This window comes from Lutibacter holmesii (assembly GCF_042679665.1).
Lineage (GTDB): Bacteria > Bacteroidota > Bacteroidia > Flavobacteriales > Flavobacteriaceae > Lutibacter > Lutibacter holmesii.
This window is the reverse complement of sequence record NZ_JBHTMV010000002.1, coordinates 155,790-179,489: the sequence shown is the minus strand read 5'-3', so window position 1 is coordinate 179,489 and position 23,700 is coordinate 155,790. Positions and strand designations below refer to the sequence as shown.

The 23,700-nt window shown below is 29.5% G+C and carries 19 protein-coding genes; 5 read left to right on the top strand and 14 right to left on the bottom strand.

What is annotated here, in order from left to right:
* Positions 1-23: 23 nt before the first annotated feature.
* The 3 genes from ACFQ5N_RS01905 to ACFQ5N_RS01895 form a co-directional block, all read right to left on the bottom strand.
* Complete coding sequence (locus ACFQ5N_RS01905) at positions 24-4,217, bottom strand: phosphodiester glycosidase family protein (protein ID WP_386807254.1); 4,194 nt, start codon at positions 4,215-4,217, stop codon at positions 24-26.
* A gap of 8 nt (positions 4,218-4,225) precedes the next feature.
* A complete protein-coding gene (locus tag ACFQ5N_RS01900; protein WP_386807252.1) occupies positions 4,226-5,470 on the bottom strand; it encodes a glycosyltransferase in 1,245 nt (414 codons plus the stop codon).
* Between the two features lie 298 nt (positions 5,471-5,768).
* On the bottom strand, positions 5,769-6,206 hold the full coding sequence (locus ACFQ5N_RS01895) for a hypothetical protein (RefSeq protein ID WP_386807250.1): 438 nt from the start codon (positions 6,204-6,206) through the stop codon (positions 5,769-5,771).
* Between the two features lie 213 nt (positions 6,207-6,419).
* On the opposite strand from ACFQ5N_RS01895, the gene ACFQ5N_RS01890 reads away from it, so the two are divergent.
* Together ACFQ5N_RS01890 and ACFQ5N_RS01885 are read left to right on the top strand one after the other, a co-directional pair.
* A complete protein-coding gene (locus ACFQ5N_RS01890) occupies positions 6,420-7,022 on the top strand; it encodes a WG repeat-containing protein (RefSeq protein WP_386807248.1) in 603 nt (200 codons plus the stop codon).
* Positions 7,023-7,034: 12 nt separating this feature from the next.
* Entirely contained in the window at positions 7,035-7,478 is a 444-nt protein-coding gene (locus ACFQ5N_RS01885; protein ID WP_386807246.1) for a DUF2267 domain-containing protein, read from the top strand.
* Positions 7,479-7,550: 72 nt separating this feature from the next.
* On the opposite strand, the gene ACFQ5N_RS01880 is transcribed toward ACFQ5N_RS01885, so the two are convergent.
* The 10 genes from ACFQ5N_RS01880 to ACFQ5N_RS01835 form a co-directional block, all read right to left on the bottom strand.
* Positions 7,551-7,940 carry a hypothetical protein gene (locus ACFQ5N_RS01880; protein WP_386807244.1) on the bottom strand — a complete coding sequence of 130 codons (390 nt, stop codon included), beginning with the start codon at positions 7,938-7,940 and terminating at the stop codon, positions 7,551-7,553.
* 17 nt (positions 7,941-7,957) lie between these two features.
* Positions 7,958-8,800 carry a universal stress protein gene (locus ACFQ5N_RS01875; RefSeq protein WP_386807242.1) on the bottom strand — a complete coding sequence of 281 codons (843 nt, stop codon included), beginning with the start codon at positions 8,798-8,800 and terminating at the stop codon, positions 7,958-7,960.
* Between the two features lie 65 nt (positions 8,801-8,865).
* Complete coding sequence (locus ACFQ5N_RS01870; protein ID WP_386807240.1) at positions 8,866-9,912, bottom strand: response regulator; 1,047 nt, start codon at positions 9,910-9,912, stop codon at positions 8,866-8,868.
* A complete protein-coding gene (locus ACFQ5N_RS01865) occupies positions 9,909-11,153 on the bottom strand; it encodes a PAS domain-containing sensor histidine kinase (protein ID WP_386807238.1) in 1,245 nt (414 codons plus the stop codon). The genes ACFQ5N_RS01870 and ACFQ5N_RS01865 overlap by 4 nt, the downstream gene beginning before the upstream one ends.
* A gap of 138 nt (positions 11,154-11,291) precedes the next feature.
* A complete protein-coding gene (locus ACFQ5N_RS01860) occupies positions 11,292-11,786 on the bottom strand; it encodes a hypothetical protein (protein WP_386807236.1) in 495 nt (164 codons plus the stop codon).
* 23 nt (positions 11,787-11,809) lie between these two features.
* Positions 11,810-12,790: an MlaD family protein gene (locus ACFQ5N_RS01855; RefSeq protein WP_386807235.1), complete on the bottom strand. Its 981-nt coding sequence runs from the start codon at positions 12,788-12,790 to the stop codon at positions 11,810-11,812.
* An 8-nt stretch (positions 12,791-12,798) separates the two neighbouring features.
* Positions 12,799-13,539: an ABC transporter ATP-binding protein gene (locus tag ACFQ5N_RS01850; RefSeq protein ID WP_386807233.1), complete on the bottom strand. Its 741-nt coding sequence runs from the start codon at positions 13,537-13,539 to the stop codon at positions 12,799-12,801.
* A 2-nt stretch (positions 13,540-13,541) separates the two neighbouring features.
* A complete protein-coding gene (locus tag ACFQ5N_RS01845) occupies positions 13,542-14,324 on the bottom strand; it encodes an MlaE family ABC transporter permease (protein ID WP_386807232.1) in 783 nt (260 codons plus the stop codon).
* A 212-nt stretch (positions 14,325-14,536) separates the two neighbouring features.
* The gene (locus ACFQ5N_RS01840; protein WP_386807231.1) at positions 14,537-15,043 is read right to left on the bottom strand and encodes a nicotinate-nucleotide adenylyltransferase; all 507 of its coding nucleotides are present in this window, start codon (positions 15,041-15,043) and stop codon (positions 14,537-14,539) included.
* Positions 15,044-15,156: 113 nt separating this feature from the next.
* Positions 15,157-16,101, bottom strand: coding sequence for a tRNA dihydrouridine synthase (locus ACFQ5N_RS01835; protein WP_386807229.1), 945 nt, complete (start codon positions 16,099-16,101; stop codon positions 15,157-15,159).
* A gap of 129 nt (positions 16,102-16,230) precedes the next feature.
* Between ACFQ5N_RS01835 and ACFQ5N_RS01830 the strand changes: the two genes are divergently transcribed.
* Positions 16,231-17,670, top strand: coding sequence for a M20/M25/M40 family metallo-hydrolase (locus ACFQ5N_RS01830; protein ID WP_386807228.1), 1,440 nt, complete (start codon positions 16,231-16,233; stop codon positions 17,668-17,670).
* On the opposite strand, the gene uvrB is transcribed toward ACFQ5N_RS01830, so the two are convergent.
* Entirely contained in the window at positions 17,665-19,653 is a 1,989-nt protein-coding gene (gene uvrB / locus ACFQ5N_RS01825; RefSeq protein WP_386807226.1) for an excinuclease ABC subunit UvrB, read from the bottom strand. The two genes, ACFQ5N_RS01830 and uvrB, sit on opposite strands and share 6 nt — an antisense overlap.
* Positions 19,654-19,809: 156 nt before the next feature.
* Here uvrB and ACFQ5N_RS01820 point away from each other — a divergent pair, with 156 nt between their 5' ends.
* Entirely contained in the window at positions 19,810-22,554 is a 2,745-nt protein-coding gene (locus ACFQ5N_RS01820; RefSeq protein WP_386807224.1) for a TonB-dependent receptor, read from the top strand.
* 57 nt (positions 22,555-22,611) lie between these two features.
* The gene (locus tag ACFQ5N_RS01815) at positions 22,612-23,679 is read left to right on the top strand and encodes a phytase (RefSeq protein ID WP_386807222.1); all 1,068 of its coding nucleotides are present in this window, start codon (positions 22,612-22,614) and stop codon (positions 23,677-23,679) included.
* Positions 23,680-23,700: the final 21 nt, after the last annotated feature.

Genomic DNA, 23,700 nt, shown 5'->3' with positions numbered 1-23,700 from the left:
TTTTATAGTTTTAAATTTAAAACTTAATCTTCAGTCCAAGCCATTATTGTATTTGCTACAAATCTAGGTTCTGGAGGTAAAGAATAAATATCTTTTTCATAATTTTTATTATAAGGTGAAATATTCATTATTTTATCGTCAACAACCAATGTGCTGCTTCCGCCAGGATCAAATCCCATCGCTTTGTACATACCGTATTTTTGTAAAATATCGGCCATATCAAAATGTGTTGCACCAACAGATTCTCTAATTCTACCGTTAACCATTAACACCATAAGTTTACCTTCTTTTGTAATTCCTACAGCAATTTTTGGTCCACGCATATCTGTAAAGTCTAATCGTGCCGCTTGTGTTTTTATAGAATTGGTTGTTTTCCAACCTTCTTCTTCCATATTTAGTACTTGCTTTCCTTCGTCTAATAATAAGGGTCCGGCTTCAATAGCATATAAAATTTCGCTCCAATTATAAGGGTTTGTAGTTGGCTCTAATAATTGAATATCTATTGTTTTACCAACTTCAAAAAGGGTTTCTGAGAATATTTCTGAAGGGATTGATAACGTAATTCCAACAGGAATTATAGATGAAGTTTCTTTAGCCTTTGTTTTAAGAATTTGTTTAACGGTATTTCCTGCAACTGTTACAATTACATTGCCATTACCTTCAATTGTTTCGTTACTGTATGATAAATCGTAAAAGCAAGGTGCTGTAGAACTATGTTTGTTGTAATTACTAGCTTCAAAAACAATACTTTTTTGTTTGCCTTTTACCACAAACCCAGCTTTGGTGTTTACTTTTCTAATATCTACTGTTCCATTTTTATAAATAATAAAGGCAGGTTTATTAAATAATGGCGGACAAAATACTTTGTTATTCATAATTAATAAACCTAACGGCGAACCAATATAGGTTTCTGGTAACCCTAATTTTCCTACCAATTCAGGGTTTAAAATATAACCACCATTCCAGGCTAATTCAATTTTATCTGACTTTTTATTTTTCTTTTGGTATTCTTTTATAAGCGCTGGAACATTTTTAGGCTCTTTATTGGCAATATGCGCTGCAAATTTCCAATTATGTTTTTTGGTGTCAATTTCAGCTAAAACACCACTCCAAGGTAAACCGTCTTCATAAACGCCACCCGCAAAAGATGATTTTACTTTTTCAATAGCATTGTTTTCACTTAAACTGTCTTTAATCTCCTCTAAAAGTTTTGCAATTGGCGTTCCATTTTCAATTGCATCTTTAGAAATAAGTTGCAATAAGGTTTCTTCACCAATTGTATTTTTAAGTTCATTAAAAAGCTCGCTTTTTAGAACAAGTTCAAAGTCTTTTGCTGTTTGAATAGGAGTAGGGTATGCTAAAGTAGTACGAACTCCCGCAGGAACAAACTGTATAAAACCGCTGTCTTTTGGTATTCCCATAATTTTGGCAGTCATTTCATACAATACTTTACCAATGTGGAAATGATCTATTTCAACAATATCAGTCATCATAGCAGCATGTTCTCCATTGGTAATAATGAAGCCGTTTGCTTCTTTTATTTTACGCAAAATTTGAATTGCTTTTGCACCCATTTGAGGAAAATGTACACCTTCACACCATTGTTTGGTTTCAATAATTTGAACAATACCAGCGTTGTACAATAAAGTTAGTTCAGGTTCTTTACCACTTTCTAAATATTCTTTAATATTGGCGCTTGAAAACCATTTTGTTATTCTTGGCTCGTGTATAAAAATGTATACTTTTTCTAAAGTTGTGCCTTTAGCGTTAAGTACTTCTTGTGTAAGTTCTTGTTGAATGGTTAATTTTAGTTGAGCTCTTATAGGTTGTAACACAAAATATTCTAATTCGTGCTTTATATATCGTCCTGGGAAATATCCTTTTGGAACGTTATTTTTTAACTTTTTAGTTAATATTTTTCTGTCGTCAATGCCAAGAAATTTACTATTTGTTAGTTGAAATAACGCTAATTCCCAATCTGCAAAAAACTGAGGTGCTAATGTTAAGTCGGCTAAATTTTGAGGTTTAAAAACATCATTGTAAATCATATTTACCAAACCTGTAATTTCTTGATAGGTAAAAGCTTGGTATGCATATGACTTTTTATTTCTATGTCTATAAGCCAATGCGTGATCGTGACGAATGGCAAATTCACCATCTACATAACTAAAAATATCATCAATGGCATTGTAATATTCGTGAATAAGTTCTAAATCTGTATTTACTAAATCTGGAATATCATTTTCCATCATTCTAGCATAACTCATTACTTTTCCTTTAACAAGCTGCTGTTCCACTCTAAAAAAACTAGGGTCAATTAAAGATTTTAAATAGAGCATAAATGACAAGCGACCATAACCAGGTAAATAGTGTCTTGTTTTTTTGTTTAAAATGGTTTGCAAATCTTCATTTTCAAAATTTACAGATTTTTTGTACTGCTCTAATAAATGAATGACTTGTGGATTTACTTCAGAAGAAATAGCGTTTAATTGATAATACATTCGTTTCAGAATATATTTCATACTTTTTTCTAATGATTCTAAGCTATAGCGTTTGTTAATTACATTTCTGTTGTGTGTAACATCTACCATTCTGTTTTGCGGATAAAATACGTGGTCGCATATTTTTTCTGCCAACTGTTTTGGTACTTTAGAGCCTTTAAATTCAAGAACTTTTAAACGTAATGATTCATCTAAATGATAGCCAATTACCTCGTCGTACACTTCTCTTGGTTCGTATTGTCTACAAAAAATTGGAGTACCACAAGCTGCAGCTTCAATAATTGGCAATCCTCTTCCTTCAGTTTGACTTGGTAATAAAATTAAAGATGCAACGTCATATAATTGCTCAATGTCTAATGGTTTTTTATATTTTTTCTTGAAATCATTTTTGTCGAATTCACTAAATAAAAAACCTAAAAGTACTCTAGATTTAAATTCGGTTGGTAGCTTGTTTAAAAATTTATTAAAGTCTTTTTTTAAATCTTCATAATAATGTTGCTGACCGTGTGGAATTGGTCCTGAAACAATTAATGAAAGTTTTAAATGTGGATTGGTTATAAATTTTTCTGTAAAGTTTTCGTGTGAAAATAAACGATGAATGAGTTTAAAATTTAACTCAATAGATTTTCTACTAATTACTCGTGTTGGCTGTAAAAAAACAATATTATTGTTAACAAAATCAAATTCTTTAATAGTTTTATATCCTAATAAAATAGGTTTTAAAGAGCGTTCACTTTTTGTATGGTTGGCAGCTTTGTGTACGGTAATGGTATCTTTTTTATTGGCAAAAATTGTTGATACTTGCATAAACGCTTTTATAATATCACGTTTACTCATTTGATGCATTTTAGTGTCAACTGCGGTTCCTAATAATGCAACATTTGCAGGGTTGTGGCCATTAATATCAATTAAATGATTTTGTTGAATTTTATTGATGTTTACATTCATCCAAGAACGACTTTCCCACGGATATAGCATTTCAATAACAGAAAAAAGTTCACCAACGTGTGCATTGTGAAAAAAGAAATCTCGTGGTCCTTTTTTAAGACCTTTATTTTTAATGTCAACTTCTTTATTTCCGCCTTCCCAATAAAAATCGTGATTATTGTTAATTACCGGAAGTCCTAAATATTCTGAAAGTAAAACGGTTGCAAAGGCCAACGAAACATTTCCTGGGTTTGAACAAACGTTGATTAAATAGAGCAGCGAAATATTATTCTCTTCAATATAAGTACCTAATTTTTCTACCAATACCAACACTTCTTTCCAAAATTTGCCTATTAGTTTGTTATAGGCTTCGCTACCACGTTCCATTTTAATATGAAAGAAATCATTGTACAACGGCCAAGCGTCAAATGCTTCCATTTCAGGAATTACTTTTTTATAAGCGTGTTTTGGAATTAGTTCATCAGCTTCAGGTTTAATATCTCCGGCTACAAAGTGAATGGGAATATTGGGGTAAATATTTTTAAAGGTTTTTGCATACTTTTCAGTTTCAACAGTAATACCATCAATGGTATAATAAAATGTGAGGAAAGCAATACCTCCTTTTTCAAGGGCGGCATTAAAGGATTGTGCGGAGCCTTTAAAGGCTGATTTTGAATTTTGATCTTTGAATTTATCTATAAATAAACCTAAATCAAACCAAGTGTTAATCTTTTCTTTTTTTAATTCTTTTAATATGTTACTAATTTTCGCTGTCTTTTTTTTAATCATTCTTTATTTTAAAATTTAAATAGATTACTTAATTTTTCTTCAAGGACCTGAAATGAGAAGTATTTTTTACCAAGGTTGAAGTTGTATTCGCCAATTTCTATACATCGTTTTGGGTTGTAAATAATATCAGACATTTGTTGTACACTTTCTGGTGTTAAATTGCTATCTTCAATCATTACTGTTTCAAACCCTTTGTTGCCAATATCTTGCATGTAAACAGGTTTGTAATTATTTACAAAAATTGGTTTTTTTGCAAGCACTGTTTCTACAAAGGCATTTCCAAAACCTTCATAAGTGCTAAAATAAGTTGCAGCTCTTCCGTGTGCATAAACATCAGATAAATCTTTGTGATCTAGCACTTTATGTGCTGCAAAAATAATTTGATTTGAAAGGTTTAATTCGTGAATTTGATCAATCAACTCATTGTAATATTCTTTATTTTCATCATCGTTATTATTTCCTGTAATTACCAATTTTAGCTTCTTGTCATCTAGCTTGTCAATTAGTGAAATAGCGGTTTCAATACCTTTACGCCTTACAATTCTTGTAACTTGTAATAATGCTATTTCATCTTCAGTAACGCCAACATCTCTAAGGAAAAATTGATTTTCTGGCGTTGGAACGCCATAAATTCTGTCAAAATCCATAACATTGGGAACTAAAGTTGCGTCAATGTTAAATCTGTTTTTGAAGGTTTCTACACCAAAAGTATTGATTACTGCATGCTTTACATTTGGAAGCAATAGTGGAAAGTTATCGTCAACATATTTGTTAATTTCAGGATGAACAGATACGTAACGTTCACCACGTTCCCAATGAAAATCGTGATCGTGTGTTACAATTGGTAAACCAGTGTTTTTTATTAGTTTTTTAATGGCAATTCCCATTGATAGCTGACAAGGTAGTGCCGATGCGTTTTCAGAAAGAAGTACTTCAATTTTTTTATCTTGTACCCATTGACGCATATCTTTTTCAATAGTATCAGACCAGCTTTCTACATGGTTTAATAAAGGTTCAGGATTTTCGTCTGGTTCAAAAAAGGCTTTGCGTTGTTCCCATTCAGCTTCCGGAGAAAAAAACGACAATGCAGGGTATAAATAGTCGTGTTCGTAATCTATTGTCCAAGATTCAAACTCTCCAGACATGATATAAACTTCGTGGCCTATTTTTTTTAAAACTTCAATCCATTTTTCTGTTTCTAGCGCAACACCATCAACTCCTCCAATTCTTCCAATTATAATACCTATTCGCATATTTTTAAAATAAAATTAGTATCTACTAAAGATACATTTTTATAAAAAATTTGAAAGTGTTTTGTGGTTTATGTTGTGTTAATTATTACTTCAAAAATATATGTAATACTAAAATATGAGTTTAAAAATTTAGTGTGCTTTTTTTGATAAATTGATAATTTTAAAATTAGTTTTTCATTAAAATTAATTGTTTTTAGAAAATAAATTTACCTTAAAAATGTGCTATATTAACTATTGGTTGCATGTTTTGCTTATGTTTTTAAATTTTTGAATAGTTTTTTCCGTTTTATTAAAAAATTTAAACTAGTTTTTTTTGATCTTTTTTCTTTAAAATGGTTTCAATAATTGTAAAAATTTCTTTTTTAATATTTTTATATTTATGAATATAAAAACGAATTTCGGCTTCAAGTTTTTGGTGTGTGTCAAAATAGTTTTCGTTTTGGGAAGCTGCGTTTGTTTTAATTAAATTTGATAATATTCTTTCTTGCTCTTGAATCACTTCTTTAGCTGTAATTCCAACCTTTTTTTCAGCAGTAATTTTTTTAATTACCTTTTGTATTTCTTCTAATAAACCAGCTTCTTTACAATTTATATAGTTATAGCTTAATAAACGTTCTAAAAAACGAATTTCATCGGTTATAAAATCTATTTCAGAAATCCAGTTTCGTGCATCATCATGTAATTCTTCAATGCTTTTTTCTCGACCGTACCAGTCTTTTTTTTGTTTGGCTCTCATTTTGTTCAAGTTTTAAAGGTTCAACTTAACTGTTACTCTAAATAAAGCCTTTATTACATTTTATGAAATGATATCAATCAACTACTTTCTTATTGTTTTCTGAAATAAAGCATATGATTACAATTTTAGACCAAACCATTTTTTAAAATTGAGGAATATCATTTTACATTTTTAATGTTATACATAAATTTAAGTAATTAAAGAATGTGTATTATGAAAAATAGCGTGTGTTTAATAGTGTGTATGTGTGTTAGTTATTTTGGTTTTTGTCAACTAGCAACAGATTTTGACGAGATTTTACCTTTTAACGATGATTTAGCAGCAGTGAAAAAGGACCATCAATGGGGATTTATTTCTAAAAAAGGAGATTTAGTTATAGATTTTAGAAATGATTTTGTTTTAACAAAAGGCGAAAAAGGGTTTTCTCCTGAATTTAATGATAAAAGATGCCTAATTAAACGATTAAAGAATGGTGTTTATTTTTATGGTTTTATAAACGAACAGGGAAATGAAATAATTCCTGCAACCTATTTAAATGCCTCAAATTTTGAGAATGGATATGCATTAGTTGTAGTGCACTTACAAGATTCAATTGGGTATAATAAAGTATTAAAAAAAGCTTTGAGAAATTCTAAAATTGAAGAATATATTATTGATACATCTGGCGAAATAATTAAATACTTAGAGAACCCAATAAATTACACATTGCCGAAAAATAGTCACGAAAATCCACCTAAGCTTCGTTCTAAATTTATAGCTCCTCACAGGGTTGCAGTTTTAAAAAAAGATATGAAATGGGATATTTACGAATTTTAAATACATAAAATCATGGCACTAAATTTTAATCAATACGCAGTAGAAGCAAATACTTTTATGAAAGAGTATGCAGAAAAAATAAAGGTTGATGACGTTAATAAAGCAGGGCGTATTTTATCTGCTGTATTGCACGGATTGAGAGAAGTTATTTCAACCGAAGAATCATTACAACTAATGGCTCAGCTACCAATGTTTTTAAAAGCTGTATATGTAAACGGATGGTCTGGTCATAAAAAAGAAAGAATTAGAAGTTTGGTTGAATTTATAGATTTAGTAAATAGGTTTGACGGTGTTACATCTGTCCATGATTTTGGATCTGATGATGAAACTACCAAATATATTAAAACAACGTTTTTAGCATTGCGTAAATACATTTCTTTTGGCGAGTTAGAAGACATAAGAACAGAGCTTCCAAAAGAATTGAAACCTTTAATATTTGAAGAGTTTTTACTTTAAGGTGTCTCTATAAAATATTTTAAATGCTCAGTTAAATGATTTGAATCAATCTAGTGAATGATTGTTGTCAAACTATGAAATTATAATTCCGTACCCTTTATTCAATAAATAAAGTCCAATAAAAAACAATAGAACATACAAAACTTGTACAAATTTTACATTTACAAAATCTATAAATACAGCCGTTTTTTTAGGTATAATAAAAAGTGAAAGTCCAATAAATAATGCTGTCCAGCCAATAATTGTGATTAATATTCTCCAATCATTTTCCCATAAATTATGTGACAAAATATTTAATAGTCCAATTATAATAGCAATAAAAGATATTAAAATTACAAATTTTTGATCTTGTAAATCTTTAATAGTTTGAACAATTCTTTTAGGATTAAAACTTAAAATAGTAAAGAAAATAATTAAGTACCAACCCCAAAATTTGGCTAAAAAAAATGAAATATTTTCCATAATAATTAAGTTTAAAACTATTCATGTAATACTAAAAATGGGATTTCAATATGGTAACTAATTTCTTCTATAGTTGGTTTAAATAAAATTCGTTGAAATAGATTAATGTTTTTTGCTACCATTACAATTAAATTTGTATTTCTACTTTCTATAAAACATTGTACTCCGGCTTCAATTTTATTATTTGTTATTCTATGAAAACCGTGTTGTTCTCCTGTAAAGAATGCTTGTAAGTACCCTTTGTTTTCTAATTGAAAGTTTGTTAATTCTTTATTTTTTGGAGCAATATGAAGCACTCGTATTGAAGAGTTGTACATAGTTGAAAATTCTTCAATAGTATTTAAAATTTTAGCTTGGTAAGAAATATTATAATCTGTAGGAAATGCAATTTCTTTTGGGATAGTAAACTTTGCATTTTCAGGAACAATTAATACAGGATATTTTACTTGTGTAATTAAATCTCCGGTATTACTACCAACAATTACTTCATTTAAACCTGAAGCGCCTTTTGTACCCATTACAATAAGATCAATGTTTTTATCTTTTATTTGGCTTTTTATGGCATTTACAAAAAAGTCGTAATTGCTAATTGGAAAAAAGGTATGTTTTGGATTTGGGTGTAACTCTTCAATTTTTTTTAATTGAGTTTGTAAGGACTCTTTGGCTTGTTCTAAAATAGGTTTAATAAAACTTTCGTTTGATTGATATACTGGCGGATCACCGGCAGCTATATAATTTGAAATTAATGTTACGTGTAATAAGTAAAAATTACAAGAAGTGTTTTTAAAGTAATTTAGAGCGTATGAAATAGCGTTCCAAGAGTTTTCAGAAAAATCGGTAGGTATTAGTATATTTTTCATGATGCAAGGTTTTATAAATTAATATCTAAGTTAAAGTCTAATAAGTTGATTTAAAATGATATATATCAATTCACTTTTTTTAATTTGTCTAAATCTAAAATTTTAATATTTCGGGCTTCAATTTCAATAATGCCTTCTTTTTTAAAATCAGAAAGTGTTCTAATAAATGTTTCTGTTGCAATACCAGCAATACTTGCTAAATCACTTCTAGAAATTTTAATACTTTCATTAGAATGTTTTGCCATTTTTTGGTTGAATTGTAAAATGGTGCTTGCTGTTTTTTTGCGTACCGAACTATACGCCATTTCTAACAAATGTTCTTTAATTTCTGCTACATTTCCGGTTAAATAATCTATCAATTCCAAAGTTACGTGGTGATTGTTTTTTAAAACCTCTTGTAGTTCTGGCTTTGTAAATCGGCAAATAGTACTATTTTCAATTGCAGTGGCAGATTCTTGATAAGGTATGTTGTTATTAAAAGATGTAAAGCCAAAAAAATCATCTTCTTTATGAAGTACAGTAATTAATTCTTTTCCTTGTTCATCAATTTTATACGTTTTTATAATCCCTTGAACTATTAAATACACAAAGTTTGAATTGCCTCCTTCATGATAAATAATTTCGCCTGCATTGAATTTTTGTTGAGTTCCATTTTTTATAAAAAAATGTTTTAAATGTTCTAATGATTTTAGTTGAATTTCGGTGTTTTTAGTGCGTTTTACAGCTAAGTTTTCTTGGTGTATAACAACTTTCGCCAATCTGCTTTCTATGGCACTAAATAGTTCAGACTCGTCATAGGGTTTTGTTAAATAATCATCAGCACCTAAATTCATACCTTTTCTAATATCTGAATATTCTGTTTTTGCTGAAAGAAAAATAAAAGGAATATGTTTAGTAGCATTGTCTTTAGATAAAATTTGAAGAACTCCATAACCGTTTAATTCAGGCATCATAATGTCACAAATAATAATATCAGGAAGATTTTTTTTGGCTTCATAAATTCCTGTTTTACCATTTTCGGCAGTAAAAACTTGGTAACCGGCTAAAGCTATAAGTTCGGCAGTATTTTCTCTTACTGTTACATCATCTTCTATAAATAAAACCTTTTTCATAATTTACTTGTTATTGGTATTTTAAAAGTAAATACAGATCCTTGGTGTTCTTTACTTTTAAAAGTAATGGATCCTCCTATGTTTTCTAAATGGGATTTTACAATATTTAAACCAATTCCGGTGCCTTGTTCATTTAATACGTTTTCAGCTCTAAAATAGCGGTTAAATATAAATTTTTGATCATTTTCAGGAATGCCAATTCCTTCATCACTAATTTCAAATACAATGTTTTTGTGCTGCTTAAAAACATTTAAATTTATGGTTGTATTATTGGGTGAATATTTAATAGCATTGTAAATAATATTTGATAAAGAAAGTTGTAAAATTTTCTCATCTTGGTGCAATGTAAACTCATCAATATTTTGTGGAGTACTAATTTTTTGGCCATTTTTCAACATTAAATTAGCGTTGTAAACAACTTCATTCACAATTTTACTTAAATTAAATGTTGTAAATGTGTAGGTTATTTTATTGGTTTCTAACCGTTCAATAGATAAAAAATCATTTAAAATATTATTTAGGTAGTTTACCTTGTTTGCAATGGTTGTAATATGCTTGTCTCTTTTTGGTTGCTGCTCGGTAAGTTGGTATTTATTTAAAAGCATTGTTGATGTTAAAATACCACTAAGCGGTGTTTTAAATTCATGTGATACCAAAGAGAGAAATTTTGTTTTTAGTTCATTTAACTCTTTTTCTTTTTGAAGTGCTGCTTTAATTTTATTTTCAGCTTCTATTCGCTTATTTATTTCTTCTTTATAATTAAAATTAAGCTCTTTTAATTGTTTAATTGTATTGTTTAATTGTGCCGTACGTTGCTTAATTTTCTTTTCTAAATTTAAATTCAGACTTTCAATTTTCTTTTCGTTTTCTTTTCTAATAGAAATATCAATAATTAACGCAATTACAAAGGTTTCATTATTTAAATTAAAAGGACTTAATCCTATTTCAACGGGAAATTGTTTTTTTTCTTTAGTAACTCCGTGTAAGTTTGAGCCGTGCTTAATTTTACGTGTAATTTTTTTTTCGAGAAAAGAATTGAAATAACGCGAATGGTGATTTTTATATTTTTTAGGAAGTAAAATGGTTAAAGATTGTTGCATTAACTCATCTTTTGAATAGCCAAACATTTTTTCGGCAGAAGTGTTAGCCGCAATTATAGTTTGTTTATCATTTACAATAATTACACCTTCAGGAATAGCTTCGAAAAGGATATTGAAAATATTTGGATTTTGATGAAACATAGTAAAATAAGTTAATATTCATACTTACTATAAATTTCGGAAAAATAAAGTTAAAATCTTAATTTTTAAGTGTTTAATTTTGTTTAAAGTGTTGTTTTTTTTGAATTAGTTTGTTTGTGGGATTTTGTAGTTTGATGTTTATTGAAGATATCCTACTTTGTTTTTTATTGTTGGTACTTCCCAAGCAATCATTTTTTTTAAAAACTCATCAATTTTTTCAAGAATAATTTTCTCTGTTAATTTATGTGGAGGATATGTAGCCAAATCAGCATCACTTTCATGTTCATTTATGATATCTGGTAGCGGAAGCAAAATAAAAACGTTAACATCTCCGCTATATGTTTGTGAAAATACCAAAGCACCACCTTGTATAAATTGGTAAGTTGGTAATTGATTGGTTTTCGTAATTAAATCTGGCGGAAATGAGTCGAATGTAATATTTACAGCTTCGTTAGTGTTGATCCAACTTAGCTCCTGTACGCGCCAACCAATTTTATATTGTTGCACTACATTATTTAAAGTTTTAAGCAATAATTTTTTGGTAGTTGTTTCCCAATATATTTTTTTTTCAACTACAGTTTGAATAGATACTTTGTAGTCGTTAATTCGTTCTTCTAAATGTTCTATTTTCATTTTTTTAACTTTTATAGTTTACACTATTTTTTTTCTTCTTTTTGAAGTTTCTTTTCTTGTTTTTTAAAATAACCTTTTAATAAAAAACTATGTTTTAAGGCTTCTAAATTATCATTAAGTAATACACTACTTTCTTTAATATTTAACATAGTAGTGTCTATGTTTTTAACTAATAAAGTGTCATTTAACAGGAGGCTTAAGGTGCCGTTTCCATTATTTATTTTAAACATAACGGTATTTAAATTTGAGACTACTTCATTAATTTCAGTGCTTGATTTTTCTAAATTTAAAATAGTAGTTTTTAATTGCTTAGCCGCAATAGTATCACTTAATAGTACAGCAGCAACACTTTCATTATAATTTATGGCTGAAATTATTGTATTTATTTGGGAAATTGTAGTGGAGGTTTGTTCACTTGCTACTCTTAAATTTTCACTTGTTTTTTTTAGGTTTAAAGCCATTTCTGTATCATTTAATAGTAAACCAACTGTTCCTTTTCCTTCATTTATAGAATTGGTGATTTTTAATAAATCTGATGTAAGAATAGCAGCATTTTTATTGGTTGTATTTAGCGTGTTTAACATACTAGCAGTTGAAATATTGGTGTAAGATTTAATAGTGTCACCTGGTTTTAAATGAAGAGCAGTAGCAGTATTTGGAATAATATTAATTACCATACTTCCAACCAAACCATCTGAGCCAATGTTGGCAAGTGCATTCTTTTTTATATGTTTTAAAATGTTATTTTCAAGCACCATATCTACACAAATAGTAGTGTCATTTATCATTACAATATTTTTTACAGTTCCAACATTTATACCTGCATAACGTACATTGTTTCCTAATTGTAAACCGTTTACATTGTTGAAAATGGCACTAATTTTAAAATTTTTACCAAAAAGATTTTGACGATCTCCAACAAAATACAGCAGTGTAATTAGTAGGAGTGTAGCTGTAATTACAAATAAGCCTAATTTTATTTTTTGTGTATTTGATTTTTCCATGGCGTTGCTTATTTAAAGAAAGCTTGAATTTTTTTGTCTTTTGAATTTAGTAATTCTTGAAATGTGCCTTCTGCATAATTCATTCCGTCAATTAATAAAATCATTCTATTTGAAATAACTCTAGCGCAATCAATATCGTGTGTGATAATGAGTGATGAAGTTTTATAGTGTTGCTGAATTTCTCTCATTAATTGTATTATTTCTTTAGCTGTAATAGGATCAAGTCCTGTAGTAGGTTCATCATAAATAATAATTTTTGGTTTTAAAATTAAAGCTCTTGCCAGTGCTACACGTCTTTTCATTCCGCCAGAAAGTTCTTCAGGCATTAAATTAATAGCATTTAAAAGCCCAACACTATCTAGTGTTTCTTCGACAAGAAATTGAATGTCTTTTTGATTTCGTTTATGCTTTCTTAGTGGAAACTCTAAATTTTCGCGTACGGTCATAGAATCGTATAAAGCACTTCCTTGAAAAAGAAAACCTATTTCAGTTCTTAAATGATTTAGTTCTTGATTTGAAAGGGTTGAAATTTGTTTCCCCATAATTTCAATAATTCCACTGTCGGGTTGTATTAATCCTACCAAGCATTTAATCATTACCGATTTACCTGAACCTGATTTTCCCATAATTACCAAGTTTTCACCTTGGTACATTTCCATAGAGAAACCTTTTAAAACGTGGTTATTTTCAAAGCTTTTTGTGAGAGCTTCAATTTTTAAAACGGGCGCTATGTTATTTTTTGTTTTCATACTTAAAAATGAAAGAAAATATCTGTAATAAATACGGCAATAAAATCAATAATAAACAATAGCATAGATGCATATACAACAGCCGAATTTGAGGCTTCACCAACACCCATAGTTCCTTTTTTGCAATTATAACCTTTAAAACAGCCTACCAAGCCAATGGCAAATCCAAAGAAAAATGATTTGGATGTAGCAGGTATAATATCTGAGAATTTTAAAGCATTACTTACTTTATTAAAATAGAGTAAAAAGGAAACATCGCCTTTTAAATATTCAATAATTGCAGATCCAACTAGTGCAATAGCGTCTCCAAAAATTATGAGTAACGGAAGCATAAGCATTGCAGCTGTAATCCGTGTAACAACAAGGTATTTAAAGGGATTTGTTCCAGATACTTCCATGGCATCAATTTGTTCAGTAACTTTCATGGAACCTAATTCGGCACCAATTCCTGAACTTATACGTCCGGCACAAATTAGCGCAATAATTACAGGTCCAATTTCTCTAACAATTGAAATACTTACCATTGATGGCATCCAAGATTCTGCGCCAAATTCCATTAAAGTTGGTCTAGATTGTAAGGTAAATACCAAGCCTAAAATAAATCCTGTAACGCCAACTAGCAGCAAGGATCTGTTTCCCATATTATAGCATTGCCTTACTAATTCTTTAAATTCAAAAGGTTTTGAAAAAGCTTCTTTAAAGTATCTACCTGCGAAATATGAAAGTTCTCCAATTTCGATTAAAAATGATTTAAAATTTTGTGCTATTTTAATTGAAATTGCCATGAAATATCATTTTTGTCAAGTTTCGCTTATTAAAGTTAAAGCTGAAAGACTTCAAAAAAAATGATATATATCAATTTAAAATATAGGAATTGAAAATAACGAGTAGTAAAAAGTGTCTTATAAAACTTTTTTATTAAGTGAAGTTTATAAGTTTATTTTTTTAAAGAAGCTGTTTTAATTTAATGAGACAATTAAAACAGCTTCTTGTTTATTTATAGAAAATTTCCTTCAGGATCACACTTAACTTTAATGCGTTTATCTCCATTTTCTAAGGTTAGTTTATATTTTTTATGAATTCCACCTTGATCGTGATAGTTCACTAAATAAACATCTTTTACAATAATCCAATTTGGATATTGTTCTAAAATTTTTGAATATACTGCTTTAGGAAGCTTTATATTTTCAAATTTTTCAACTGTTCTTATAATATTACCATCTTTATTATAAGCAGCTAATATTTTTCCTTCAGGAATATAAAATGAAACCACATAAGAATCATATTCATCGTTATAAACATCAGAATCTTTTAAATCATAACTGGCAACTTTTTGTTCTAATAATGCAATTGGAATTGAAGCATTTTCTAGTCCGGTAGCACTTAAATACTTATAATTTGTTGCGGCAATTACAACCTCTGAGAGTTCTTCAGTTTTAATCTTTTGAGAATACCCTTGAAACATTAATCCAAGAATAAATAAACTTAAAATTACTTTTTTCATGACTTTTAATTTAAATTAATATATAGGCAGGGAGACCTCTATTTAAATGTAATACCAAAAGTAAATGTGAACTATGACAGTAATCAGTTTAAAGAATGATAGTGCTTAGTATTTTACAGATTTTTTAAATTTTCTGAAACAGCTAAATTATAATTTTTGATGCTTTTAGCTTTTTTAATTCTTTTAAATGTTTTGCGAGGATCTGAAAATTGAGTTGCAAAATATTCCCAAAAGCTAGTCATTTTTAGCAGTAAATGATGTTGTCCTGAAAGTGCTTCACCATAAGCATTGTAAATAGTATCGTGAAAATTTCTAAAAAGTTCAATGTTGTTTGAAGGGTGTATTTCTGTATTATTTTTAATCATACTTGGTAAAAAAGGATCTGCAATTAGTCCTCTTCCAATCATCCAATGATCTATAGTTGGAAAGCGTTCTTGCATTTTTTTAAATCCGGCAATAGAAGTAATATCACCGTTGTAATACAATTTGTGCTTTGTATAAGCTATACATTTTTCAAACGCATTTAAATCAACACCACCTTTGTACAATTGTTTCCCTATGCGTGCGTGAATGGCAATGTTTTTTAAAGGAAATTGATCTAGCACCGGAAGCGTTTCTAAAATTTCCTGACTGTTTTCATAACCCATTCGCATTTTCATAGAAACCGTTATGTCTGATTTTTCATAAACTTCTTTCAGAATATTTTCAATTTTTACAAAATCACAAATTAATCCTGAACCCATTCCTCGTTTTGTAACCATTGGGTAAGGACAGCCTAAATTCCAATTTAATTCATTGTATCCTAGTTGTTTTACATAGTTGGCTACAAATAAAAATTCTTCAGCACTATTGGTCATAACCTGCGGAATTACCGTAATATTTGTATTATTTTCAGGAAGAATGTCACGTTCATAAGCTGGTTTTATATGAAGTTTTCCGTTTAGTTTTATATATGGAGCGTAAAAAGTGTCAATGCCTCCAAAATGCTCATTAAATGCATTTCTAAATCTAAAATCAGTAAAACCCTGTAAAGGCGAAGAAAGTAGTGTAAAACTCATAATTTATCTAAAACGCAAATATACTTATTAAAGATTTGCTTGCAGTGTTTATTTTTCCAAAGGATTTTTCTTCAGAATCTTGAAATTAACAATAAATAAGTATATTTTTGAGTGTTATCTATATTTTTTATGAAAAAGGCATATTCTCTTTTCTTTTGTTTTCTGGTTCTTTTTGTAGGAACAAAAGTTTTTTCACAAAACCAAGTTGCGCATACTCAAAACAACATTGATACTCCTACGTTAAAAATTGAGGAAACATTAAGTCGTTACCTTCAATTTAATTCTACTAGCGGGCAAGAAAAAGAAGCAGGTGAATGGCTAAAAGCACTTTGTAAAGAAAAAGGCTTGTTTGTTACAGAAATGGGACAAGAAAATGGGAATTATAATTTTTCAGCTTCATTATATCCATTGTCTAAAAAATTACCCAATATTATTTTATTAAATCATATTGATGTGGTTCCTGAAGGAGATTTAGAAAAGTGGGAATTTCCACCATATTCAGGAACTATTACAGATACAGAAGTGTGGGGAAGAGGCGCTTTTGATAATAAAGGAAATGGCATTATGCAGCTATTTTCAATATTAGATTTAAAGGCGAAGTATAAAGATACACAATTGCCATATAATATTACTTTTTTAGCAGTTTCTGTTGAAGAAACGCAAGGTGATGGTGGCGCAAAATTTGTAGTGAAAAATTATTTGGAAGAACTAAATCCTGCAATGGTTATTGGTGAAGGAGCACCTGGATTAATAGGAATTTTAGATCCGGAAAGTACCACGCCTTTGTTTGGAATTTCGGTAGCTCATAAACGTGCTTTGTGGATTGAACTAGAGCTTTCTATAAAAACATTTGGTCACGGTTCTGTTAGTCCTAAAAGTTATGTGACTAAAGATATGAATGAAGCTTTGCATCGTGTTTTAAAGAAAAAATCGAAAGTTGTATTTAACGATTTAAATGTTGAGTTTTTAAAACAATTAGGTGCTATTGAAAAAGGATTTACCGGTTGGGTACTAAAACATCCAAAATTGTTTAAATGGGCATTAACATCTAAATTAAGAGAAAAAGAAGAATTATTTGCCTTATTCTCAAATACCATAACTTGTACAGGTGTGCATAGTGAAGGTGATGCAATTAATGTTATTCCAAGTAAAGTAACCGCAACTTTAGATTGTAGATTATTGCCTTATGAATCAAGTGAACAATTTTTAAGTGATTTACGAAAAAAATTAAAAAATGATGCCATACAAATTTCAATTAAAGAAAATATGCCTGGTGTTACACCTTCAGATACTGAAAGTATTTATTATAAAAGTATAGAAAAAGCCTTGTTAACTATGTATCCTAAAAGTGATATTATTTCAACCTTGTTACCTAATTTTAATGATGTTGGTGCTTTTAGATTGTTTAATGTACCAGGTTATGCAATTACACCTGTTATTTTAAGTAGAGCATATTTAGAGAAAATTCATAATGAAAATGAACGCGTTCCTATTGAAATACTTGAAAAAGGAAAAGATTCTTACGCAGCAATGATTGTTGAAATATTAAACAGCAGTGCGGTTTTATAATTTCTCTTTCAATACTTTAATTTCATCTCTTAATTTTGCTGCAACCAAAAAGTCTAATGCTTTTGCAGCAGTTTCCATCATTTTTCTTTTGTCTCTAATTTTTTGCTCAATTTCAGATTTAGATAAATAACCTAATTCTTCTTCAGCAGCCATATTTGCAGTGGCATCATATTGGTAACTAGCACCTGTATTATTTGCCAAAGTACTTTCAATGCTCTTTTTAATTTGGGTAGGTGTAATGTTATTAGCAGTGTTATATGCTATTTGCTTTTGTCTTCTGCGTTCTGTTTCATCAATAGTTTGTTGCATACTACTGGTTATTTTATCAGCATACATAATTGCTTTTCCTTCAACATTTCTTGCTGCTCTACCAATTGTTTGAGTTAAAGAGCGGTGTGAGCGTAAAAAACCTTCTTTATCGGCATCTAAAATAGCTACTAATGAAACTTCTGGTAAATCTAATCCTTCACGTAATAAGTTAACTCCAATAAGTACATCAAATAATCCTTTACGTAAGTCTTCTAAAATTTCAACACGTTCTAAAGTATCAACATCAGAGTGGATATAGCGACAGCGAATTTGAATTCTAGTTAAATATTTTGTCAATTCTTCTGCCATTCTTTTAGTTAAAGTAGTTACTAAAGTACGTTCGTCTTTTTCTACTCTAACTTGAATTTCTTCAATTAAATCATCAATTTGGTTTAAGCTTGGACGTACTTCAATAATTGGATCTAACAAACCGGTTGGTCTGATTACTTGTTCAACTACCACACCTTCTGTTTTTTCCAATTCATAATCTGCAGGTGTAGCACTAACATAAACCACTTGATTTTGAATCATTTCAAATTCATCAAATTTTAATGGTCTGTTATCCATCGCTGCGGTTAATCTAAATCCGTAATCAACCAAATTTATTTTTCTAGATCTATCTCCACCATACATTGCGTGTACTTGTGAAACGGTAACGTGACTTTCATCAATAATCATTAAATAATCATCAGGGAAATAATCTAATAAGCAGAAAGGTCTTGAGCCAGGTTCTCTTCCGTCTAAATATCTTGAATAGTTTTCAATACCGCTACAGTATCCTAATTCACGAATCATTTCTAAATCAAATTCTGTACGCTCTTTTAGTCGTTTTGCTTCTAAATGCTTTCCAATTTCTTTGAAATATTCATACTGTTTCATTAAATCTTCCTGAATGGCGTGAATGGCATTTTGTAAAACATCTGGTGAGGTTACAAATAAATTTGCAGGATAAATATTGAGTTGCTCAAATTTTTCAACAACCATATTATTGGTTACATCAAAACTTTCAATTTCTTCAATTTCATCTCCAAAGAAATGAACTCTATAAGCGTGTTCTCCGTACGAAGGGTAAATTGTAATGGTGTCGCCTTTTACTTTAAACGTTCCGCTGCTTACTTCAGTTTCAGTTCTAGAATATAAACTAGTAACCAATTGCTGCAAAAATTGTGTTCTTGCAATTGTTTGGTCTACTTCAATTGAAATGATATTTTTTTTGAATTCAACCGGATTTCCAATACCATAAATACACGAAACCGAAGCAATAATAATTATGTCTCTTCTTCCTGAAAGTAAGGCAGAAGAAGCACTAATTCTTAGTTTTTCAATCTCTTCGTTAATAGATAAATCTTTTTCAATATAGGTTCCTGTAGTTGGTAAAAAGGCTTCAGGTTGGTAATAATCATAGTACGAAACAAAATATTCTACCGCATTGTTAGGGAAAAATTGTTTGAACTCTGAATATAATTGTGCTGCTAGGGTTTTGTTATGCGCTAAAACCAATGTTGGTTTTTCAACTTCTTGAATCAAATTTGCTACCGTAAATGTTTTTCCAGATCCTGTAACACCCAACAACGTTTGATATTTTTCACCTGAATTAACACCTTCAACTAATTGTTTAATTGCTTCAGGTTGATCTCCAGTAGGTTTAAATTTTGATTCTAATTTGAACTGCATTTTGCAAAACTAAACTTTTTAAGCATATAGCATTGTTAACGTTTATTTAAATAGTTAGCAAATGGATAACATTGCCTTAGCGGTTTCATTAATTACAGTTAAGATTATAGTAACAATGCGCAGTTACATTTACATAATTAATTTAACTTATAAAAAATGAAAAAAATTACATTATTATGTTGTTTCGTATTTACGTTAACAGCATTCTCACAATCAAAAGGTATTATTAGTGGAACGGTATCTGATGAAAATGGCCTTCCATTACCAGGAGCATCTGTAATGATTGCTGATTTAAAAACAGGGAATATCTCAGATTTTAACGGAAAGTATACAATTTTAAATATTCCAGAAGGAGCTCACAGGGTTGCAGTTACATATTTAGGATATACTACTTTAATTAAAGATATTACTGTAAATAATGATTCTAAAATTATTAATTTTAAATTATTATTAGCTACCAATGCATTAAATGAAGTGTTGTTGAAAGGTAGTACATCTCAAGGTCAAGCAAGAGATTTAAATCAGCAAAAATCAAATTTAAATATTACAAATATTGTTTCGGCAAATCAATTTGGAAAATTTCCAGATTCAAATATTGGTGAATCATTAAAACGTATTCCTGGTATTTCAATGCAAAATGACCAAGGTGAAGCACGTAATATTGTATTACGTGGTATTGCACCACAATTAAATTCTGTTACTTTAAATGGAGACAGAATTCCTTCTGCCGAAGGAGATAACCGTAATATTCAGTTAGATTTAATTCCTGCTGATATGATTCAGGTTATAGAAGTAAATAAATCACTTACTTCTGATATGGAAGCAGATGCTATTGGAGGTTCTGTAAATTTAGTAACCCGTTCAGCATCTTCAGATTTTAGAGCATCGGTAACGGCTTCATTCGGTCAAAATCCTATTAGAAACAAACCGTTGTATAATATTTCTGGGTTGGTTTCAGGAAGAACTTCTAATGATAAATTAGGTGCTGTAATTAGTATTTCTAACAACTCTAACGAATATGGATCAGATAATATAGAATTTGAATGGGATGGAGATTTTGAAAATCCAGTGCTTTCAGATCAACAAATTAGAAAATACAATGTAAAGAGAAACAGACAAAGTGTTTCTTTGAATTTAGATTATAAGTTTAATACAAAAAACACCATATATTTTAAATCACTATTCAATGTTCGCAAAGATTGGGAAAACAGATATAGATTGCGTTTTAAAGATATTGAAGAAGTTTCGGATGGTATTTATGAAACTGAAGTTAGAAGACAAACAAAGGGAGGTACAGAGAATGATGCGAGATTAGAAGAACAAAAAATTAAAAAATTATCTTTTAGAGGAGATCATATTTTATTTAGTTCAGCCGTATTAGACTGGAAAGTAAACTACTCTGAAGCTAGTGAAGACCGACCAAATGAACGCTATATTAATTATAAAAATAAAGGTGTGGTTGTAACACAAAATTTAACTGATTTAAATTTCCCTGAAATTGTTCCTATAAGTTCAAGTTACAATGACCCTTCAGATTTTGAGCTTAAAGAAATTTCTGAAGAAAATAAAACAACCAAAGAAATTAATAAAGGTGCAAACGTAAATTTAGAAATACCTTTAGTAAAAACAGGTGATAACCAAAACTTATTAAAAGTTGGTTATAAATATAAATCGAAGAAAAAGAATAGAGACAATTATTTTGTTGAATACGAACCAACTTCAGGTTTTGAATTTATGAGTGATGTACCTTATTCTGATCAATCAAGTGCTGATTATTCTGCCGGAAGCCAATACCAATCAGGGAATTTTGTTGATGCCAAGTTTTTAGGGAGTTTAAACTTTAATAATACAAATGAGTTTGAAGGCGAAGCAATTTTAGAAGAATTTGTACCTAAAAATTATGATGCTAAAGAAGAAGTAAATGCTGTGTACGCAATGTTTACACAAAAAATAGGAGCTAAGTTTGAAGCAATTGCTGGGGTGCGTTTTGAAGGAACAAAAATTGATTATACAGGGTACAGAATTGATATTGAAACAGATGAAGATATTGATGATATTGTAGCTTTAAGTGCTTCAAAAGACTATTCAAATGTGTTGCCAAGTATGCAAGTAAAGTATAGTATTAACGATAACAACATTCTTCGTTTTGCGTATTCTAATTCTATTGCACGTCCAAATTATTATGATTTGGTTCCTTACCAAAATTTTAATTCAGAAGATTTAGAATTTGAAGAAGGAAACCCAGATTTAGAAGCAACTGAATCTATGAATTTAGATTTAATGTTCGAAAAATATTTTACAAGTGTTGGTGTTTTCTCTGCAGGTGTTTTCTACAAAGGTATTGACAAGTGGATTTATACGTATAGAACTGATGATTATGTAGACCCTTCTTTTCCAGACGATGTTTTTGAATATTCTCAGCCTAGAAATGGTAAAACAGCTAGTATTTATGGTTTTGAGGCTTCTTTACAGCGTAATTTAAATTTCTTACCAGGTTTTTTAAGCAACTTAAATTTATATTTAAATTATACGTATACTGGTTCTGAAACTGATGGAATTGAAGGTAGAAAAGATGTAAAATTGGCAGGAGCTATTAAAAATATGTTTAATATATCATTAGGGTATGAGGCAAACAAGTTTCAAGCTAGAGCTTCATTAAACTATGCAGGTGATTATATAGATGAATATGGTGATGAAGATTTTGAAGATAGATATTACGATTCACAATTATTTTTAGATGTAAACGCATCCTATACTATTTTTGAAGGATTAAATGTTTTTACAGAATTTAAGAATTTAACAAATCAAGAATTAAGATATTATCAAGGTACAAAGGCACAAACAATGCAAGCAGAGTGGTATGGTCTTAACTGGAATGTTGGATTTAGTTATAATTTTTAAAAGTTAATTTATTTAATAAAGTGTCTTGTAAATCAAGATGCTTTAAATTTTATATTTATGAAAAAATATTTTTATATCGCATTAATTTCATTAACTGTAATTAATTGTAAAGAAGAAAAAGTACAGAAAAATAATATGGAAACGAAGCCTGTTGTTAGTATAATAGCAGATTTTGAAACCGACCCTGTAAGTAAAACTGATGACGCGGCTGATGATGCTTGTATTTGGGTTAATAAAGATGACGTTACCAAATCAACAATTATAGGAACTAACAAACAAGAAGGTTTAATTGTTTATAATTTGCAAGGAAAAGAGCTATTTAATTACCCTGTTGGTCGTGTTAATAATGTTGATTTACGAGATGGTTTTTTATTTAAAGGAAACAAGATTACTGTAGTTTCAGCTTCTAATAGAACAAATAATACCATTACACTACATATGGTAAATTCAAGTACAGGAGAACTAATAGATATTGCTAAAAGACCTATAAAATCTTCAGTAAATGAAGTGTACGGATTAGGAATGTATAAAAGTAATAAAACCAATAAGTTTTATGTTATTGTAAATAGTAAAGATGGTGAAGTAGAACAATGGGAATTATTTGAAGATGACGGATATGTAGACGCTAAAATGGTTAGAGAATTTAATGTTGGTGGTCAAACAGAAGGTGTGGTTTGTGATGATTATTATGGAAGACTTTATATTGGAGAAGAAGAAAATGCACTTTGGAGGTACAATGCAGAACCTAATAACGGTAATAGTAGAATCAAAATTATTTCAACTACAGATTTAAATATGAAAGAAGATTTTGAAGGAGTAACAATTTATGATGCAGGAAGAGGAAAAGGATATGTTATTTTATCTTCTCAAGGAAATAATTCTTACGCCGTTTTTGATAGAAAATCTAACAGTTACAAAGGTAGTTTTTCATTAATTAATGGAGATTCTATTGATGGAACTTATGATACTGACGGAATAGATGTTTCAAGTGTGAATTTTGGAGGGAATTATTCAAAAGGCTTTTTTGTTGCTCAAGACGGAGCAAATACTAAAGGGAAAGATACTTTAAATCAAAACTTTAAGATTGTAAATTGGAAAAAAATTGAAGAAAAACTAAATCTTTAAGAGCAATAAATCCCGAGGCAA

Coding starts and splice junctions, on each gene's coding strand:
- ACFQ5N_RS01905 (WP_386807254.1), bottom strand. CDS start 4,217: ATGATTAAAAAAAAGACAGCGAAAATTAGTAACATATTAAAAGAATTA.
- ACFQ5N_RS01900 (WP_386807252.1), bottom strand. CDS start 5,470: ATGCGAATAGGTATTATAATTGGAAGAATTGGAGGAGTTGATGGTGTT.
- ACFQ5N_RS01895 (WP_386807250.1), bottom strand. CDS start 6,206: ATGAGAGCCAAACAAAAAAAAGACTGGTACGGTCGAGAAAAAAGCATT.
- ACFQ5N_RS01890 (WP_386807248.1), top strand. CDS start 6,420: ATGAAAAATAGCGTGTGTTTAATAGTGTGTATGTGTGTTAGTTATTTT.
- ACFQ5N_RS01885 (WP_386807246.1), top strand. CDS start 7,035: ATGGCACTAAATTTTAATCAATACGCAGTAGAAGCAAATACTTTTATG.
- ACFQ5N_RS01880 (WP_386807244.1), bottom strand. CDS start 7,940: ATGGAAAATATTTCATTTTTTTTAGCCAAATTTTGGGGTTGGTACTTA.
- ACFQ5N_RS01875 (WP_386807242.1), bottom strand. CDS start 8,800: ATGAAAAATATACTAATACCTACCGATTTTTCTGAAAACTCTTGGAAC.
- ACFQ5N_RS01870 (WP_386807240.1), bottom strand. CDS start 9,912: ATGAAAAAGGTTTTATTTATAGAAGATGATGTAACAGTAAGAGAAAAT.
- ACFQ5N_RS01865 (WP_386807238.1), bottom strand. CDS start 11,153: ATGTTTCATCAAAATCCAAATATTTTCAATATCCTTTTCGAAGCTATT.
- ACFQ5N_RS01860 (WP_386807236.1), bottom strand. CDS start 11,786: ATGAAAATAGAACATTTAGAAGAACGAATTAACGACTACAAAGTATCT.
- ACFQ5N_RS01855 (WP_386807235.1), bottom strand. CDS start 12,790: ATGGAAAAATCAAATACACAAAAAATAAAATTAGGCTTATTTGTAATT.
- ACFQ5N_RS01850 (WP_386807233.1), bottom strand. CDS start 13,539: ATGAAAACAAAAAATAACATAGCGCCCGTTTTAAAAATTGAAGCTCTC.
- ACFQ5N_RS01845 (WP_386807232.1), bottom strand. CDS start 14,324: ATGGCAATTTCAATTAAAATAGCACAAAATTTTAAATCATTTTTAATC.
- ACFQ5N_RS01840 (WP_386807231.1), bottom strand. CDS start 15,043: ATGAAAAAAGTAATTTTAAGTTTATTTATTCTTGGATTAATGTTTCAA.
- ACFQ5N_RS01835 (WP_386807229.1), bottom strand. CDS start 16,101: ATGAGTTTTACACTACTTTCTTCGCCTTTACAGGGTTTTACTGATTTT.
- ACFQ5N_RS01830 (WP_386807228.1), top strand. CDS start 16,231: ATGAAAAAGGCATATTCTCTTTTCTTTTGTTTTCTGGTTCTTTTTGTA.
- uvrB (WP_386807226.1), bottom strand. CDS start 19,653: ATGCAGTTCAAATTAGAATCAAAATTTAAACCTACTGGAGATCAACCT.
- ACFQ5N_RS01820 (WP_386807224.1), top strand. CDS start 19,810: ATGAAAAAAATTACATTATTATGTTGTTTCGTATTTACGTTAACAGCA.
- ACFQ5N_RS01815 (WP_386807222.1), top strand. CDS start 22,612: ATGAAAAAATATTTTTATATCGCATTAATTTCATTAACTGTAATTAAT.